Consider the following 17359-nt stretch of genomic DNA (forward strand, 5'->3'; position numbering starts at 1 on the left):
GCGGCGGGTCTCGGAAAGATGGCACTCACCTTTCGTCTGAACGGTGAAGCGGTTCACATCACGGAGGCGGACCCTTCGGTAACGCTGCTGGACTGGCTGCGCGAAGAAAAGGGGCTCACCGGCACCAAGGAAGGCTGCAACGAAGGCGATTGCGGCGCCTGCACCGTGATGGTGACCGATTCACGCGGATCCAGAGCCTTGAACGCCTGCATCCTGTTCCTGCCGCAGCTGCAGGGCAAATCGGTGCGCACCGTCGAGGGCGCCGCCGGTCCGGACGGCCGCCTGCATCCCGTCCAGCAGGCGATGGTGGACCACCACGGCAGCCAATGCGGCTTCTGCACCCCCGGCTTCATCATGTCGATGGTCACCGCCCACGCCAATGGCGCCACGGATTATGACGACCAGCTGGCCGGCAACCTCTGCCGCTGCACCGGCTACGCCCCGATCATCCGCGCCGCCGAGGCCGCCAGGGCCGCCCCGGTCCCCGACTGGATCAGCCAGGAAGGATCCTTCATCTGGCCGGAAATATCCCGGGGGGAGGCCGCAGGCCGGGGGGCAGCGCCCCCTCCAAACAAACCCGCGGCAGCGCCCCCTCCTAACAAACCCGAGGCAGCGCCCCCGCTCTTGCCCGCCTCCTCTGACGAACTGGCCGAACTTTATGCAGCCCGCCCGGATGCCACCCTCGTGGCCGGCGCCACCGACGTTGGCCTCTGGGTCACCAAGCAGCTCCGCCGCCTGCCGCAGATGATCTTCCTCGACGGCTGCGCCGACCTGAAGGACATAGACGTCACGGACAGCACCGTCCGCATCGGCGCCATGGCGGACCTGAACGCCTTGCGCACAGCGATGCAACCGCTGCACCCGTCGTTCGCCGAAATGCTGCGCCGCTTTGCCTCCCAGCAGGTGCGCGCCGCCGCCACCGTCGGCGGCAATATCGCCAACGGCTCGCCGATCGGCGACACCCCGCCCGCGCTGATTGCCCTCGGCGCCACCCTGCACCTGCGCAAGGGCGGGACCCGCCGCGAACTGCCGCTGGAGGCGTTCTTCCTCGACTACGGCAAACAGGACCGCCAGCCGGGCGAGTTTGTCGAAGCCGTCAGCTTCCCGCGCCAGCCCGATGCCCTGAAGGTCTACAAGCTCTCCAAACGCTTCGATCAGGACATCTCCGCGGTTCTGGGCGCCTTCAACGTCACCGTGGCGGACGGCACCATCACCGCCGCCCGCATCGCCTTTGGCGGCATGGCGGGCATCCCGAAACGCGCCGCCCGCGTCGAAGCCGCCCTCACCGGCCAGCCCTGGGATCAGGCCACGATCCAGACCGCCGCGGCCGCTTTCGACCAGGACTTCACCCCGATGAGCGACATGCGTGCCTCCGCCGCCTACCGGCTGGAGGCCGCCCGCAACATGCTGACCCGGTATTTCGCCGAACAGAATGGCGCGGCGGTCTCGGTGCTGGAGGTGAGGCCATGAGCGTCGCCAAACCCCTCCCCCATGATTCCGCCTGGCTGCATGTGACCGGCGCCGCGCGCTATGTCGATGACATCCCCGCGCCGCGCGGCACGCTGCATCTGGCCTTCGGCCTCTCGCCCATCGCCCGCGGCCACATCACCGGCATGTCCCTCAGCGAGGTGCAGCACAGCCCCGGCGTGGCGGCGGTGATGACCGCCAAGGGGCTGCCGTTCTCCAATGACGTCTCCCCGTCGATCCATGACGAGCCGCTGCTGGCGGCCGGCACTGTCAACTACGTCGGCCAGCCGGTGTTCCTGGTGGTGGCCGACACCCACCGCAACGCCCGCATCGCCGCCCGCAAGGGCCATGTGACGTACGCCGAGGAACCCGCCCTGCTGACCCTGGACGCGGCGCTGGCCGCAGACAGCCGGTTCGAGGAAGGCCCGCGCATCTATCAGAAAGGCGACGCCGCCGCCGCCATCGCTGCCGCTCCGCGCCTGGTCGAGGGCACCTTCGAACTCGGCGGCCAGGAGCATTTCTATCTCGAAGGCCAGGCCGCGATGGCCCTGCCGCAGGAGGATGGCGGCATGCTCGTGCATTCCTCCACCCAGCACCCGACCGAGATCCAGCACAAGGTGGCCGAGGCCATCGGCCTGCCGATGAATGCCGTGCGCGTCGAGACCCGGCGCATGGGCGGCGGCTTTGGCGGCAAGGAAAGCCAGGGCAATGCGCTGGCGGTGGCCTGCGCCGTCGCCGCGCGGCTGACCGGACGCGCGTGCAAGATGCGCTATGACCGCGACGACGACATGGTGATCACCGGCAAGCGCCACGCCTTCCGCATCAGCTACCGTGCGGGGTTCGACGAGGACGGGCGCCTGCAGGGCGTCGAGTTCCTGCATCTGGCCGATTGCGGCTGGGCGCAGGACCTGTCGCTGCCGGTGGCCGACCGGGCGATGCTGCATGCCGACAACGCCTATCTGATCCCCAATATCCGCATCGAAAGCCACCGGCTGCGCACCAACCTGCAAAGCGCCACCGCCTACCGCGGCTTTGGCGGCCCGCAGGGGATGGTGGGGATCGAGCGGGTAATGGACCATATCGCGCATGATCTGGGCCGCGATCCGCTGGAGCTGCGCCGCCTGAATTACTACGCGCCGATGCGGACCCCGGATGCAGCCCCCGGCAAACCCCGCGACCAGCACAGCCTGCCCGCCGATGGCAACGCCGACCTCGCCTCGCGCGGGGCGCCGCCGCCGCCCGCCGCACCGCCGGCGCCGCCCGCGGGCGCACAGACCACCCCCTACCACATGCCGGTCGAGGATTTCATCCTGCACGAAATGACCGGCCAGCTGGTGCAAAGCGCAGACTACGCCCAGCGCCGCGCGGCGGTCCGCCAATGGAACCGCGGCAACGAGCACATCAAGAAGGGCATCGCCTTCTCGCCGGTGAAATTCGGCATTTCCTTCACGCTGACGCATCTCAATCAGGCGGGCGCTCTGGTGCATGTCTATCAGGACGGCTCGGTGCATCTGAACCACGGCGGCACCGAGATGGGCCAGGGGCTGTTCCAGAAGGTGGCGCAGGTTGCCGCCAGCCGGTTCGGCATCCCGCTGGACAAGGTGAAGATCACCGCCAGCGACACCGCCAAAGTGCCGAACACCTCGGCCACGGCGGCCTCTTCCGGGTCCGACCTCAACGGCATGGCGGTCAAGGCCGCCTGCGACACCATCCGCGACCGCATGGCCGAGCATCTGGCGCTGCAGCATCAGGCCAGCCCCGGCGATGTGGTGTTTGAAAACGGCCAGGTGCACATCGGCCAGCATGAGATGACCTTCGAACAGGCGGCGATGAGCTGTTACCAGGGCCGCGTCAGCCTGTCGGCCACCGGGTTCTACAAGACGCCAAAAGTGGAATGGGACCGGATCAAGGGCCGCGGCCGCCCGTTCTATTACTTTGCCTATGGCGCCGCGGTAACCGAAGTGGCGGTGGATGCCCTCACCGGCGAGAACCGCATCCTGCGCTGCGACATCCTGCATGACGCCGGCGCCTCGCTGAACCCGGCGCTGGACATCGGCCAGATCGAGGGCGGCTATGTGCAGGGCGCAGGGTGGCTCACCACCGAGGAACTGGTCTGGGACGATGCCGGGCGCCTGCGCACCCATGCGCCTTCGACCTACAAGATCCCCGCCTGCTCCGACCGGCCGGACGTGTTCAACGTCACGCTCTTTGACGGCCAGAACCGCGAGGACACCATCTACCGCTCCAAGGCGGTGGGCGAGCCGCCCTTCATGCTCGGCATCTCCGCCTGGCTGGCCTTAAGCGATGCGGTCGCCGCCTTTGGCGATGCCTATCCGGCGCTGAACGCGCCGGCCACCGCAGAAGAGGTCTGGCGCGCAATCCGGAGGGTGCGCGATGGGATTTGACATCGGGGAACTGCGCCGGGCGGTCGCCGAGCATGGCCGCGTGGCACGGGTGGTGATTGCCGCCGTCCGCGGCTCCTCGCCGCGCGACACCGGCACCGCCATGCTGGTCTGGCAGACCGGCCAGTCCGGCACCATCGGCGGCGGCACCCTGGAATACGAGGCTGCGCAGGCGGCCCGTGCGCAGCTGATCCCCAAGCGGTTCAGCACCCATGCGCTGGGGCCGGACCTGGGCCAGTGCTGCGGCGGCGCGGTGACGCTGCTCAGCGAAATTTATGAAGCGGCGGATATGGCGGCCCTTGCGGGCGGAGTCATCGCCCGCCCGGCCAGCCCGGCGCCGGTGCCGATGGCGGTGAAACGCATTCTCGCCACCGCCCGCAGCCAGGGCCTGGCGCCGGACCCGCAGCTGGTGGACGGCTGGATGATCGAACCGGTGCATGAGCCGCAGACCGCGCTCTGGATCTGGGGCGCGGGCCATGTCGGCCGGGCGCTGGTTGATGTGCTCTCGCCGCTGCCGGATCTGCAGATCACCTGGGCGGACACCGGCGCCGAGCGGTTCCCGGCGGAAATCCCCGCCGGCGTGACTGCGGTTCCGGCCGCAGATCCTGCGCTGCTTGTGCGCCATGCGCCTGAAAACGCTGCGCATTTGGTGCTCACCTATTCCCATGCGCTGGATCTGGCGCTATGCCACGCGCTGTTGAGCCATGGGTTCGCCTTTGCCGGGCTGATCGGCTCCAAAACCAAATGGGCGCGGTTCCGCTCGCGCCTTGCCGCCCTGGGGCACGCCCCCGGGGCTATTGCACGGATCACCTGCCCGATCGGCGATCCGGACCTTGGAAAACATCCGCAGATGATTGCGGTCGGCGTGGCGGCGCAGCTGCTGCGGCACGGAAAAGAAGACGAACAGAGAGAGGACCGGCGCGCGTGAGTGTACCACTGTTGAGCCTGCAGGGCCTGACCAAGGCCTACCCCGGGGTTGTGGCCAATGACACCGTTTCCTTTGACATCGGCGAGGGCGAAGTGCACGCCCTGCTTGGCGAAAACGGCGCCGGGAAGTCGACGCTGGTCAAGATGATCTATGGCCTGGTGAAGCCCGACAGCGGCCGGATGCTGTTGCGCGGCGCCCCCTTTGCGCCGGCCGAGCCGCGTGCCGCCCGCGCCGACGGCATCGCCATGGTGTTCCAGCATTTTTCGCTGTTTGACGCGCTGAACGTGGCCGAGAACATCGCGCTCGGGATGGAAAACCCGCCGGAGATGCGCGACCTCGCCGCCCGCATCCGCGAAGTGTCGGAAACCTACGGGCTGCCGCTGGACCCGTTCCGCACCGTCGGTGACCTCTCCGCAGGCGAGCGCCAGCGCGTCGAGATCATCCGCTGCCTGCTGCAGGACCCGAAACTCCTGATCATGGACGAGCCGACCTCGGTGCTCACCCCGCAGGAGGTGGATATCCTGTTCAAGACCCTGCAGAAGCTGCAGTCCGAAGGCACCTCGATCCTTTATATCTCGCACAAGCTGGAGGAGATCCGCACGCTGTGCGACCACGCCACCATCCTGCGCCTGGGCAAGAACGTCGGCGAATGCACGCCCTCGGAAACCTCGGCCCGCGACATGGCGGAGATGATGGTCGGCAGCACCCTGCAGACGCCGCAGCGCGGAACCCGCGAGTTCGGCGATGTTGCGATGGACATCACCGGCCTGTCGGTTCCCGCCCCCTCGGCGTTCGGCACCGCGCTGAAAAACGTGCACATGAAAGTGCGCAAGGGCGAGATTCTCGGCATTGGCGGCGTGGCCGGCAATGGCCAGGATGAGCTGCTGGGCGTCCTGTCGGGGGAAACCCTGACAGACCCGGACGCGGTCAAGCTGCACGGCGACCCCATCGGCCGCCTCGGCCCCACCGCCCGCCGCCGCCTCGGCGTGCTGGCGGCACCGGAGGAACGCCTCGGCCATGCCGCCGCGCCGGACATGAGCCTGACCGAAAACGCCATGCTCACCGGCTCGGTGCGCGAGGGGCTGGAGAAGAACGGCTTTCTCGACTGGGGCAAGACCCGCGATTTTGCCGAACGCATCATCAAGGCCTTTGACGTGCGCACCCCCGGCCCCGGCAACGCGGCGCGGTCGCTGTCGGGCGGCAACCTGCAGAAGTTCGTGATCGGCCGCGAGGTGCTGCAGGACCCCGAGGTGCTGGTGGTGAACCAGCCGACCTGGGGCGTCGATGCCTCCGCCGCCGCCGCCATCCGCCAGTCGCTGCTGGATCTGGCCGCCAAGGGCGCCGCGGTGATCTGCATCAGCCAGGATCTGGATGAGCTGATGGAAATTTCCGACAGCTTTGCCGCCTTGAACGAGGGCCGCCTGAGCGCCCCGCGCGAGGCGATGGGTCTGACGGTGGACGAAATCGGCCTGATGATGGGCGGCGCCCACGGCATGGAGGTGGCGCATGTGTAACCGTTTCGGTGTCCGCAAAGGGCAGCGTCCGGCCCGTCGGGGGGGGAGCAAAGCGCCCGCCCCGTGGGGGGCGGGCCGGGCGCAGCCCGGCCTGCAGGCCGGGCGGAACGCCGCCAGCAAGAGCATCAGAATAAAGAACGCAAAACAGGGAGCCGCTTCATGATCCGGCTTGAGAAGAGGCCGCAGCCGTCGCGCACCTGGCCGGTGGCGACGCCGCTGGCGGCGGTGCTGGCGACGATGTTTTTTGGCGGGCTGCTGTTCGCCGCCCTTGGCAAGCCGCCGGTGGAGGCGATCCGCACCATTTTCTGGGAACCGCTGTTCGGCGAGTTCGCCTTCTACTACCGGCCGCAGCTGCTGGTCAAAGGCGCGCCGCTGGTGCTGATTGCCATCGGCCTCAGCCTGGGCTTCCGCGCCGGCATCTGGAACATCGGCGCCGAGGGCCAGTACATCATGGGCGCCATCTTTGGCGCCGGTGCCGGCCTTGCCTTCTACCCTTTGGAGGCGTTCTATATCTTCCCGATCATGGTGATTGCCGGCGCGTTTGGCGGCTGGGTCTGGGCGATGATTCCGGCGATCCTGAAAACCCGGTTCGGCACCAACGAGATCCTGGTCTCCCTGATGCTGGTCTATGTCGCCGAGCAGTTCCTGGCCTCGGTCTCTCTGGGGCTGCTGAAGAACCCCGAGGGCTTCGGCTTTCCCGGCTCGCGCAACCTGCAGTCCTGGGACAGCGCCCATAACGCCGAGCTGATTGCCGGCTCCGGCATGCACTGGGGCGTGGTGGCGGCGCTGATCGCGGTGATCTTTGCCTATGTGCTGCTGAACCGCCACATGACCGGCTACCACATCCGGCTGACCGGCGAGGCACCGCGGGCGGCGCGCTTTGCCGGCGTCAACCCGGCGCGGCTGGTGCTGTTCTGCCTCGGCACCTCCGGCGCGCTGGCCGGGCTGGCCGGCATGTTCGAGGTCTCCGGCCCCTCCGGCCAGATCTCCATCGACTTCAACGTGGGCTATGGCTTCACCGCGATCATCGTCGCCTTTCTGGGCCGGCTGCACCCGGTCGGCATCCTGCTGGCAGGCGGGCTGATGGCGCTCACTTATATTGGCGGCGACATTGCGCAATCGAACCTGCAGCTGCCCGCGGCGGCGATCCAGGTGTTCCAGGGGATGCTGCTGTTCTTCCTGCTGGCGTTCGACCTGCTGACGAACTTCCGCATCGCAATCGGCAAGCCGGAGGTGGCGTAACATGGATCTGTCTGCAATCAACCCGGTCCTGCTGATCGCCTCGCTGATGGTGGCGGCAACCCCGCTGCTGCTGGCCGCGATCGGCGAACTGGTGGTCGAGAAATCCGGCGTGCTGAACCTCGGCGTCGAGGGGATGATGATCGTGGGCGCCATCGCGGGCTTTGCCGTGGCGGTGGAAAGCGGCTCGCCCCTGCTCGGCTTCGTCGCCGCCGCCATCGCAGGCGCGGCGCTGTCGGTGCTGTTCGCCATCCTCACCCAGTTTGCCCAGGCCAACCAGGTCGCCTCCGGCCTGTCGCTGACGCTGTTCGGGCTGGGGCTGTCGGCGCTGATGGGGCAATCCTATGTCGGCGTTAAGCCGCCGCGGATGGGCGACATCGACATCCCCGTCCTCAGCGACCTGCCGGTGATCGGCCCGATTCTGTTCGGCCATGACATCATTCTCTACTTCGGCATTGCCCTGACCGCCGCGGTCTGGTGGGTGCTGAAGTACTCGCGCATCGGTCTGGTGCTGCGCGCGGTGGGCGAGAACCACGACGCCGCCCATGCGCTGGGGTACAAGGTGATCCGCATCCGCCTTGCGGCGATCATGTTCGGCGGCGCCTGCGCCGGCCTTGGCGGCGCCTACATCAGCCTGATCCGGGTGCCGCAGTGGACCGAGGGCATGACCGCCGGCATCGGCTGGATCGCCCTGGCGCTGGTGGTGTTTGCCAGCTGGAAGCCGTGGCGCGCCCTGCTCGGGGCCTATCTCTTTGGCGGCGTCACCGTGGTGCAGCTCAATCTGCAGGCGGCGGGCGTTGCCATCCCGGTCGAGTATCTGGCAATGTCGCCGTATCTGATTACCATTCTGGTGCTTGTTATCCTTTCCGCGGACAAGAGCAGCGCACCCGCTTCGCTTGGCCGCAATTTCCACGCCTCCCGCTAGCCGGGGGGCTTTTTGCCCGCCCCGGCTGCCGGGGCCAATCAAAACCAACTGGGGAGTCCCTTTGATGAAACTGACCAACCTCCTGACCAGCGCCGCAGTGGCGCTTGGCCTCGCCGCGGGCGCGGCCTGGGCCCAAGACAAGACCAAGGTGGGCTTTGTCTATGTCGGCCCCGTCGGCGACGGCGGCTGGACCTATGAGCACGACCAGGGCCGCAAGGCGGTCGAAGCCGAATTCGGCGACCAGGTCGAAACCGTCTACGTGGAAAGCGTGGCCGAAGGCCCGGATGCCGAGCGGGTGATGACCCAGATGGCGCTGCAGGGCGCCGACCTGATCTTCACCACCTCCTTCGGCTACATGGATCCGACCATCAACGTCGCCAAGAAGTTCCCGGACGTGAAGTTCGAGCACGCCACCGGCTACAAGCGCGCCGACAACGTCTCGACCTATTCCGCCCGCTTCTACGAGGGGCGCGCGGTGCAGGGCACCATTGCGGGCCACATGACCGAAAGCAACATCGTCGGCTACATCGGCTCCTATCCGATCCCGGAAGTGGTGCGCGGCATCAACTCGGCCTATATCCACGCCAAAAAGGTGAACCCCGACGTCGAATTCAAAATCGTCTGGGCCTTCACCTGGTTCGACCCGGCCAAGGAAGCGGACGCCGCCAAGGTGCTGATCGAACAGGGCGCCGACGTGATCCTGCAGCACACCGATTCCACCGCGCCGCAGGCGGCAGCCCAGGCGGCCGGCAACGTCTACACCTTCGGCCAGGCCTCCGACATGGCGGAATACGCGCCCAAGCCGCGGGTCTCCTCGATCATCGACGACTGGGCGCCCTACTACATCGCCCGCACCAAGGCGGTGATGGACGGCACCTGGGAAAGCGTTGACACCTGGGACGGCATCGGTGCCGGCATGGTGGGCATCGGCGAGATTTCCGACGCGGTCCCGGCCGAGGTGAAGGAAGCGGCGCTGGCGATCAAGGACGCGATTGCCTCGGGCGAGTACCACCCGTTCACCGGCCCGCTGAACAAGCAGGACGGCACCCCCTGGCTGGCCGAGGGCGAAACGGCCGATGACGGCACCCTGGCGGGCATGAACTTCTATGTCGAAGGCCTCGAAGGCGACATCCCGCAATAAGCCACGGCTGCACCGGAAACGGAAAGGCCCGCCATCCGGCGGGCCTTTTTCATCGGGGCCGCCGGTCGGACGGTCAGGAACAGCGCACCGGTGCCGCCAGTCTGCGGACCTGCCCGCCGTCACGCTCTGCCAGCGCTGCGCCGGTCACCGCGCAGCCGGAGATCTGCGCCGCATGCGCCGTCAGCGCGCGCAGGGCGGCGCTGTCGCGGGCCTGCAGCTCCTTCTTAGGCATGCTGATGGCAAACAGCACGGCAAAGCTGCTGCCATCCACGGTAACGATGCGGAACCGCGTCTCTGCACTTGCCAGATGGGTCTTGGCCGCATAGGGCGACTTGCGCTCCGATGCCTTGTAGGCCAATGCCGCCGCGGCGGCGCCGCCGCCTGCCAGCCGCGCGCCGCCGGCCTGGAAGCCGGCCGAATGGGCGACCAGCCAGGGCGCTCCGGTGCGGGTCTTGTGCAGCCCCGGGCGCATCGCCGCAGCGGGGGCCAGTTCCGCCGCCGCGGACGCCCGGTAATCCGTGCCGCCCGCAGCGTGAGCACCGGCCTGGGCACCAAATCCGGTGCGGGTCGCCGCCCAGTAGTCCGGCGTCTCCGGCGCGGCGCAGGCTGCCAGCAGGGCGGCAGCCGGTAAAATCATCGCAAGTTTCATTCCGGCCCTTCCAGTTCGCAAAAGAAACCCATCGCACGGAATTCGGGCCGGAGTATGACATGCTTGCGGCGGCACCGCAGACCCTCCGGCGCCGCAGCGCCGGAGGGACCGGGACAGGCCCGTTGTCAATGCCCGCCCGAGAACACCAGCGTCTGCACCGGCATCAGCAGCAGGCGCAGGCGCAGGCCCGCCGCATGCACAACGCCGATGGTGTCCACCACATGCAGGAAGATGCGCTGGCCGGCGCCAAGGCTGTCATCATGCTCCAGCCGCTCGTGGTTGCTGGTATAGACATTGGCAATGCAGTTGCTGCCCGGCGGCACGGCTTCGGCGGAGCCCTCGTAAAGCGGCTCCATGAAGACGGTGATGGTTCCCGGCTGGCGGCTGTTCTGCAGATCGCGCAGCTCGTCGGTGGGCCGCAGCTGGCCCGAGGCGATCACATCCTGCACCCCGACCACCACCATCGGGATCACCGTGAACGGCTTGGTCATGCAGCCGATCTCGCCGATCATCCCCGGTTTGATCACCTGGGCCGCCATCTGGCTGAACCCCGCCTGGAACCGGTTCCGGCCGGAAGACAGCGGCACCAGAATGCCCGCCGGGCGCAGAACCGGGCTGACGTAATCGCCGACCTGCAGCGCAAACTGTTCAACCCGCCCGTCTACGCCGGCCGCGACCATCGTCTTGCCCAGCTCGGCATTGGCCAGTTCCAGCTGCGCCTCGGCGCTGGCCATCTGGGCCGGGATCAGCACCTCGATCTGCTGCTGCACAGCCGCCTTCTGCGCCCTGGCCGCATCCAAGGCGGCCATGCGTTCATTGACCAGGTTTTCCAGCCGTTCGATTTCGCTCAACCGCACCGCACTGGAACCCTGATCGCGCAATTCCTGGTTGCGTTCCAGATCGTCGCGCGCCTGCGCCAGCCCGGCCTGCGCCTGGGCAATGCCCGCGTCGGCCTTGGCCAGATCCGTATCGGCCAGGCTGCGCGACGCCTCGACCTGGGCAATTGCGGCGCGTGCGGACTCGACCGCGGCTTTCTGCGACAGCCCCTCCAGGCGCAGCAGCGGCTGGCCGGCCGCGACCTCCTGATTGTTCTCGACATAGACTTCGGCCACCCGGCCGCCCACCTGCGGCAGGATGGTGACGGTGCGGAAGTAGGACGCGACCGAATTGGTTGCCGGGTGGAAATAGAACAAAGTGGTGATCACCGTGAGGGTCAGCATGACACAGGCGGTCAGCCCCCAGCGCAGCTCATACCAGATGGAAAACAGCGTCAGCTCACGACCGATCCGCTTGCCCTGCACAAAGCGGCGGAACAGGAAATCGGGCAGGATGGTCACCAGCGCGCACAGAAGTGTCTCGATCATGGTTCAGTGCCCCTCTGCCGCTGGTTCCGCCTGCACGTCGGCTGCCGGTGCCGGCGGCGCCCCGGCCTGGCCGCTGTCCGGTTCCTCTGCGGGGGCGGCCCCCGGCCCGCGGTCCCGGATCGCATCGGCGATGGCGCGCAGCGGTGCGGCCAGATCAGGGATCTGGAACCCTGCCATCAGGATCGCCGCCACCCAGAACACGTTGTTGTGGGTGAACAGCGCCAGCAGCGCCAGGATGCCGACCAGCTGGAACTGCGGGTGGTTGTTCTTATGCGCCATCCGCTCCGGCAGCGCATGCAGGGTGAAATAGGCAACTCCGATCAGCAGGATCAGGACGGCGGTGAACACCGCCATGAAGCTGAACAGAAAATCGCTGCCGTCCGCAGCGGTGACATAAGAAGGTATATGCCCCGTCGCCATCGGGTGGGCATTGGGCGTTGACATCATCTGTCCCCCGTCATCAATTTCCTAAATAACTGCCATCCATAGTTGCACCCGGCAGCGGTTTCGCAAACTGTTTTCTGCCCGGCCCGCGGCGCGGATTTCCCTTTGCCTGCCGGCGCCTGCGTGCCACTCTGCGCCCATGACGAAGAATCCGACCAGCCCCGATGGAACCCCGGCCAGCCGCTTTGCCTTTGGCACCATGCAGTTCGGCGGCCGTGCGGATGAGGTGCAGTCAGCCGAGATGTACGCGGCCTGCCGCGGCGCCGGAATCAACCACTTCGACACCGCCTGGGTCTATACCGGCGGCCGCGCGGAACAGATTCTGGGCCGCCTGATCCGGGCCGAGCGCGACAGCCTGCTGATCGCCACCAAGGCGGGCTACCAGGGCGGCGCCGGCGCTGCCAACCTGCGCGCCCAGCTGGACGACAGCCGCCGCCGGCTGGGCCTGGACATGGTCGACGTGTTCTACCTGCACCGGTTCGACCCGGACACCGACCTGCGCGAAACCATGGAGTGTTTCGCCGCGCTGAAGGACGAAGGGCTGATCCGCTATGCGGCGCTGTCGAACTTTGCCGCCTGGCAGGTGATGAAGGCGCAGATGGCGGGGCTGGCCTGCGGCACCGGCGTGGACATCCTGCAGCCGATGTATTCGCTGGTGAAACGCCAGGCCGAGGTCGAGATCCTGCCGATGTGCGCCGACCAGGGCATTGCCGCGGTGCCCTATTCCCCCCTGGGCGGCGGGCTCCTGACCGGCAAATACGCCACCGGCGGCAGCGGGCGCATCACCGAGGACGACGGCTACCGCACCCGCTACGGCCCCGCCTTCATGCATGAGGCCGCCCGGCGCCTTTCGGCCCTCGCCGCCGCGCGCGGCACCGATCCGGCCACGCTGGCCGTGGCCTGGGCCGCCGCGCATCCTGCGGCGCCCGTGCCGATCCTCTCGGCCCGCAATGCCCGGCAGCTGCAGCCCTCGCTGGCGGCGCTGGATTTCAAAATGGACCCGGAGCTTTATTGCACAATCGAAGCGCTCAGCCCGCGGCCTGCGCCCGCAACTGACCGGCTGGAAGAACAGAAATAGACCCATGCAGGATTTCATCGTCATCGGCGGCGGCATGGCCGGCGCCAGCGCCGCCGCCCGCCTTGCCGACCTGGGCCGCGTCACCCTGCTGGAGATGGAAGACGCGCTTGGCTATCATTCCTCCGGCCGCTCCGCCGCGCTGTTCGAGGAGAACTACGGCCACGGCCCGACTGTCACCCTGAACCGCGCCAGCGCCGCCTATCTGCGGGAAGGCGGCTACCTGTCGCCGCGCGGGCTGATGCTGGTGGGGGCCAAGGGCGACCCGGACGGGTTTGCCCGCGATGTGGATGAGCTGCAGATGGCCACGCTGGAGCTGGACGAGGCCCGCGCGATGGTGCCGATCCTCAATCCCGAAACCGTGGGCTTTGCCGCCATCAGCGGCGCCGCCGAGGACATCGACACCGACCGGATGCTGCAGGATTTTGCCAAGGCCCTGCGCGCCGCGGGCGGGCAGATCGTGACCAAGGCGCCGGTGAGTGCCATCACCCGCACCGCCTCCGGCTGGCAGGTCACCGCGGGCGGGCAGACCTATCAGGCCCGCCATCTGGTCAACGCGGCCGGCGCCTGGGCGGACCGGGTGGCGGCGCTGGCCGGGGTGGCGGCGATCGGCCTGCAGCCCAAGCGCCGCTCGATGGCGCGGCTGCCGGCGCCGGGCGGCCATGATGTCAGCGGCTGGCCGATGATGATCGGCACCGGCGAAACCTGGTACGCCAAGCCCGATGCCGGCAAGCTGCTGGTCTCGCCGGCCGATGCCGACCCGGTGGATCCGCATGACGCCTATGCCGACGACATGGTGCTGGCCGAGGGGCTGGCCCGCTACGAGGAAATGGTGACCGAGCCGGTCACCCGGGTCGAAAGCAACTTTGCCGGCCTGCGCAGCTTTGTCCGCGACGGCACCCTGGTGCTGGGTCCGGACCCGGATGTGCCGGACTTCATCTGGTGCGCCGGCCAGGGCGGCTACGGTATCATGACCGCGCCCGCAGCCTCGCAGCTGATTGCCGACCTGGTGGCAGGCCGCATGCCCGTCTTGGACGCGGACACGGTGGCGGCGCTGTCCCCCGCCCGGCTGCGCTGATGCCGGTGCGCTCCGTTCCCGGCTCGGCCTCGGTGGCGGCACCTGAGGACGGCAAGCTGTTTGCCCCCGCCGCCGCCCGCAACTGCGATGTGCTGTGCGATCTGCTGGCAGAGGTGGCCCCCGCCAAGGGCCGCGCACTGGAACTGGCCAGCGGCACCGGCCAGCACGTGGCAGCCTATGCGGCCCGCCTCCCCGGCCTGACGTGGCAGCCCAGCGAGGTGGAGGACGTCCGCCTGGCAAGTATCCGGAGCTATGCCGAAGAGAGCGGCCTCAAGAACGTCCTCCCGCCGGTTCAGCTCGACGCCACCGCCCCCGGCTGGGGCGCAGCGCATCCCGGCCAGGACCTGATCGTGCTGGTGAACCTGTTGCATCTGATCAGCGAGCGCGAGGCCCGCACCCTGATCCGCGAGGCCGCCGCCGCCCTCACCCCCGGCGGGCGCTTCGTGATCTACGGCCCCTTCATGCGCGGCGGCGAGCTGACCAGCGACGGCGACCGTGCCTTCCACGCAGCGCTCTCCGCCCATGACCCCGAAATCGGCTACAAGGATGACTTCGACGTGATCGATTGGCTGCACGGCGCCGGGCTGGAGCTGCTGCAGGCGGTGGAGATGCCCGCCAACAACCTGGCACTGGCCGCGGAACGGCAGGGCCGCTGAAGGCCGGCCCGGAGCACAGAGCGGAAAACACCCGGTTTCCGGCTATAATCCCGCCCCGGAACTTTGCTCCTGGCCTGCCGCCCGCACCTCGCGCAGCCCCTGCAGCACCTGCCGGATCTGCTCCAGGGCCGGGTTGTCGGGGAGATACAGCGCCTTGCAGCTGAGGCGGATCACCGGTGCGCTCTCCACCGCGTGGATCTGCCCGGCGGCCAGCGCCTCTGCCGCCATATAGGCCGGAAAATACCCCATGCCGCCCCGCCGCATCAGGTAGCGCAGCCCCATCGGCGCATTGCCCAGCACGATATGCTGGCGGCTGCGCTGCGGCAGCACCTGCTGCAGCTGCGCCGCATATTCACTGCCGAATTCCAGGTTGATGAACAGCGGCAGCGCGTCCCGTCCCAGCCGCAGCGGCTGGTCCGCCACCAGCAGCAGCGGCTCCGGCTGCAAATCCTCGACGCCCAGCCGTGTGCCTGCGGGAACCTCGTTGACGATCGCCAGGTCCAGCAGCCGCCGCGCCACCGCCTCGGCCATGTTCAGCCCGTGATCATAGTTCAGCGTGAACGGCACCGTTCCCTGCGCCCGCTCCAGCCAGACCGCCACATCCACCAGCAGCGGATCCCAGACCGACAGCTGCGCCCCCAGCCGCAGCGAGACACGCCCCGCCAGGCTGGCGCGCAAATCGCCCGACACAAACTCCCAGGTGCGCATCATCTGCTCGGCATAGGGCAGGAACTGCCGCCCCGCCGCGCTCAGCCGCGTGCCGCCCGGACCGCGCTCAAACAGGCTGGCGCCCAGGGCCTCCTCCAGCGCCTTGATCCGGGCGCTGACGGCCGTCTGGGTGATGTTCAGCTGCCGCGCCGCGCCGTGGAAGCTGCCCGCAGCCTCGATGGCCAGGAATGTCGCAAAGGCGTTGATCTGCATAGCAAGCATTATTTCTGCTCGGATTGAGCAAATCAATTCATTTTCCTGATCACGCACTTTTCGCTACCCTCCCGTCACATCAACCGTAGGAGCCGCGACATGCTGGACAAAAGCCACAAGCCGACCTGGACCAGTTTCCAGGACGCCACGCCCGAGGACTGGGCGGCGGTGGAGAAATACGAAGAGGCCTACAACGCCGCCCTGCCCGACCGGATCCTCGATGCGATCCGCTCGCTGGACGAGGACTGGACCCCTTACCCGGTGAACCGCTACCAGCACTCGCTGCAGTCCGCGACCCGCGCCTATGAGGACGGAGCCGATGACGAGATCATCGTGGCGGCGCTGGTGCATGACACCGGCGACATCCTGTCGCCCTACAACCACGGCGAGCTGTCGGCGGCGATGATGAAGCCCTACGTCAGCGAGAAGACCTATTGGATCCTCAAGCACCACTGCGTGTTCCAGGGCTTCTACTACAACCACTACTTCGGCGGCGACCGCAACGCGCGGGACAAATACCGCGACAGCCCGCATTGGGAGGACTGCCGGTATTTCTGCGAGAAATATGACCAATGCTCGTTTGACCCGGACTACCCGACCAAACCGCTGGAATTCTTCGAGCCGATCCTGCGCCGGGTGCTGTCGCGCGGCTGGGGCCACATGGAACTGGCGGAAACGGCTGAGAACTGACGCCGCCAATCAGGTTTTGCGCCGGGCTGCGCCCGTCGCCACGGGCGAGGCAGGGCGCGCCTTCGGCGCGCCCTGCCTCGCCCAACCGGACCCTTCGGATTTCAAATCCGGAGGCGGACGGGCGGGAGCTGCCCGGACGGGCTTGTCCGGCTCCTCCCGCCGGGTTCCCGCTCACTCCGCAGCGCGGAAACCCACTCCCGTCAGCACCGGCATGACCTGGCCGCCGCTGCCCATCTCAAACGCTTGCTCCACCCGGACAGAGCCGAGGCCAGCCGCGCCAAGCGCGTCCCGCACCCGCTGCAAAGTCAATCCGGAGGCATCTTCACCGGAGGCAAGCCAGTCCCATTGCACAAACATCCCGCCGCGGTTCAAAAGCCCCGCCAGCACCGCCACGGCACCGCCGTAGTCCGGCAGGAAACTGCAAACCGAGGAGGCGCAGATCAGGTCAAAGCCGCTGAGCCCGGTGCCGGCCCCGCCTGCGCTGCCGTCCAGAATATCCGCGTGCAGCGCCCTCACGTTGGGCAGCGCCTTGTCCTGCAGCACCGCGATCATCCGCTCCGAAGTGTCAACGGCCACCACCTCCTTCACATGCGGCGCGAGCTTTTCGCTCAAGAGCCCGGTGCCGCAGCCGAAATCGAGCACCCGCCTGGCCTGCCAGCCGCCGCCGGAGATGCCCGCGTCTTCGTCCAGCGCGGCAAAAGCGCGGTTGGCATAATGCCGGACATCGCTGTTGCCGTCCCAACCGTCGGCGTAGTCGTTCCAATCATCGCTCATCTTGCCTGCGTGCCCTGCTTTGGTGTCTTGAGCACTGGACAGTGAAGGGGAGTGCAGCTGCCGTCAACCGGCCGAGGCAAAAGGATCCGGCC

The 17359-nt window shown here is 67.8% G+C and carries 16 protein-coding genes; 11 read left to right on the top strand and 5 right to left on the bottom strand.

Translation table 11 applies throughout. From position 1 onward, the window contains the following. Window positions 1–18: 18 nt before the first annotated feature. The 7 genes from xdhA (at window position 19) to OKQ63_RS13790 (ending at window position 9616) form a co-directional block, all read left to right on the top strand. On the top strand, window positions 19–1470 hold the full coding sequence (gene xdhA, locus OKQ63_RS13760; protein ID WP_264210636.1) for a xanthine dehydrogenase small subunit: 1452 nt from the start codon (window positions 19–21) through the stop codon (window positions 1468–1470). Then, window positions 1467–3872 carry a xanthine dehydrogenase molybdopterin binding subunit gene (gene xdhB / locus OKQ63_RS13765; RefSeq protein WP_264210637.1) on the top strand — a complete coding sequence of 802 codons (2406 nt, stop codon included), beginning with the start codon at window positions 1467–1469 and terminating at the stop codon, window positions 3870–3872. Before xdhA ends, xdhB begins: the two co-directional genes overlap by 4 nt. Next, window positions 3862–4797, top strand: a complete 936-nt coding sequence (gene xdhC, locus OKQ63_RS13770) for a xanthine dehydrogenase accessory protein XdhC (protein WP_264210638.1) — start codon at window positions 3862–3864, stop codon at window positions 4795–4797. The genes xdhB and xdhC overlap by 11 nt, the downstream gene beginning before the upstream one ends. Further along, the gene (locus OKQ63_RS13775) at window positions 4794–6311 is read left to right on the top strand and encodes an ABC transporter ATP-binding protein (protein WP_264210639.1); all 1518 of its coding nucleotides are present in this window, start codon (window positions 4794–4796) and stop codon (window positions 6309–6311) included. Before xdhC ends, OKQ63_RS13775 begins: the two co-directional genes overlap by 4 nt. 159 nt (window positions 6312–6470) lie before the next feature. Further along, entirely contained in the window at window positions 6471–7553 is a 1083-nt protein-coding gene (locus OKQ63_RS13780) for an ABC transporter permease (RefSeq protein WP_264210640.1), read from the top strand. A gap of 1 nt (window position 7554) precedes the next feature. Then, window positions 7555–8475 (top strand): ABC transporter permease, encoded by a 921-nt coding sequence (locus OKQ63_RS13785; RefSeq protein ID WP_264210641.1) that lies wholly within the window; start codon window positions 7555–7557, stop codon window positions 8473–8475. A gap of 64 nt (window positions 8476–8539) precedes the next feature. Beyond that, on the top strand, window positions 8540–9616 hold the full coding sequence (locus tag OKQ63_RS13790; protein WP_264210642.1) for a BMP family ABC transporter substrate-binding protein: 1077 nt from the start codon (window positions 8540–8542) through the stop codon (window positions 9614–9616). A gap of 73 nt (window positions 9617–9689) precedes the next feature. Here OKQ63_RS13790 and OKQ63_RS13795 read toward each other — a convergent pair whose 3' ends face one another. The 3 genes from OKQ63_RS13795 to OKQ63_RS13805 all read right to left on the bottom strand — a co-directional run bounded on the left by OKQ63_RS13795 (window position 9690) and on the right by OKQ63_RS13805 (window position 12073). After that, entirely contained in the window at window positions 9690–10265 is a 576-nt protein-coding gene (locus tag OKQ63_RS13795; protein WP_264210643.1) for a hypothetical protein, read from the bottom strand. Window positions 10266–10390: 125 nt separating this feature from the next. After that, window positions 10391–11629 (bottom strand): HlyD family secretion protein, encoded by a 1239-nt coding sequence (locus OKQ63_RS13800; RefSeq protein ID WP_264210644.1) that lies wholly within the window; start codon window positions 11627–11629, stop codon window positions 10391–10393. 3 nt (window positions 11630–11632) lie between these two features. Then, on the bottom strand, window positions 11633–12073 hold the full coding sequence (locus OKQ63_RS13805) for a hypothetical protein (RefSeq protein WP_264210645.1): 441 nt from the start codon (window positions 12071–12073) through the stop codon (window positions 11633–11635). A gap of 139 nt (window positions 12074–12212) precedes the next feature. Between OKQ63_RS13805 and OKQ63_RS13810 the strand changes: the two genes are divergently transcribed. Genes OKQ63_RS13810 through OKQ63_RS13820 form a run of 3 tightly spaced genes read left to right on the top strand, consistent with a single transcriptional unit; the run spans window position 12213 to window position 14882 of the window. Beyond that, a complete protein-coding gene (locus OKQ63_RS13810) occupies window positions 12213–13151 on the top strand; it encodes an aldo/keto reductase (RefSeq protein WP_264210646.1) in 939 nt (312 codons plus the stop codon). A gap of 4 nt (window positions 13152–13155) precedes the next feature. After that, window positions 13156–14226, top strand: coding sequence for an NAD(P)/FAD-dependent oxidoreductase (locus OKQ63_RS13815; RefSeq protein WP_264210647.1), 1071 nt, complete (start codon window positions 13156–13158; stop codon window positions 14224–14226). After that, the gene (locus OKQ63_RS13820) at window positions 14226–14882 is read left to right on the top strand and encodes a class I SAM-dependent methyltransferase (RefSeq protein WP_264210648.1); all 657 of its coding nucleotides are present in this window, start codon (window positions 14226–14228) and stop codon (window positions 14880–14882) included. Before OKQ63_RS13815 ends, OKQ63_RS13820 begins: the two co-directional genes overlap by 1 nt. 42 nt (window positions 14883–14924) lie before the next feature. Here the strand turns inward: OKQ63_RS13820 and OKQ63_RS13825 are convergent, their stop codons facing one another. Next, complete coding sequence (locus tag OKQ63_RS13825; protein ID WP_264210649.1) at window positions 14925–15812, bottom strand: LysR family transcriptional regulator; 888 nt, start codon at window positions 15810–15812, stop codon at window positions 14925–14927. A 90-nt stretch (window positions 15813–15902) separates the two neighbouring features. Here OKQ63_RS13825 and OKQ63_RS13830 point away from each other — a divergent pair, with 90 nt between their 5' ends. After that, window positions 15903–16493 carry an HD domain-containing protein gene (locus OKQ63_RS13830; RefSeq protein ID WP_264210650.1) on the top strand — a complete coding sequence of 197 codons (591 nt, stop codon included), beginning with the start codon at window positions 15903–15905 and terminating at the stop codon, window positions 16491–16493. Window positions 16494–16664: 171 nt separating this feature from the next. Here OKQ63_RS13830 and OKQ63_RS13835 read toward each other — a convergent pair whose 3' ends face one another. Next, window positions 16665–17267: a class I SAM-dependent DNA methyltransferase gene (locus OKQ63_RS13835; RefSeq protein ID WP_264210651.1), complete on the bottom strand. Its 603-nt coding sequence runs from the start codon at window positions 17265–17267 to the stop codon at window positions 16665–16667. Window positions 17268–17359 lie beyond the last annotated feature (92 nt).

The sequence above is a fragment of the Leisingera thetidis genome, assembly GCF_025857195.1.
In the GTDB taxonomy this organism is placed as follows: Bacteria; Pseudomonadota; Alphaproteobacteria; order Rhodobacterales; family Rhodobacteraceae; genus Leisingera; species Leisingera thetidis.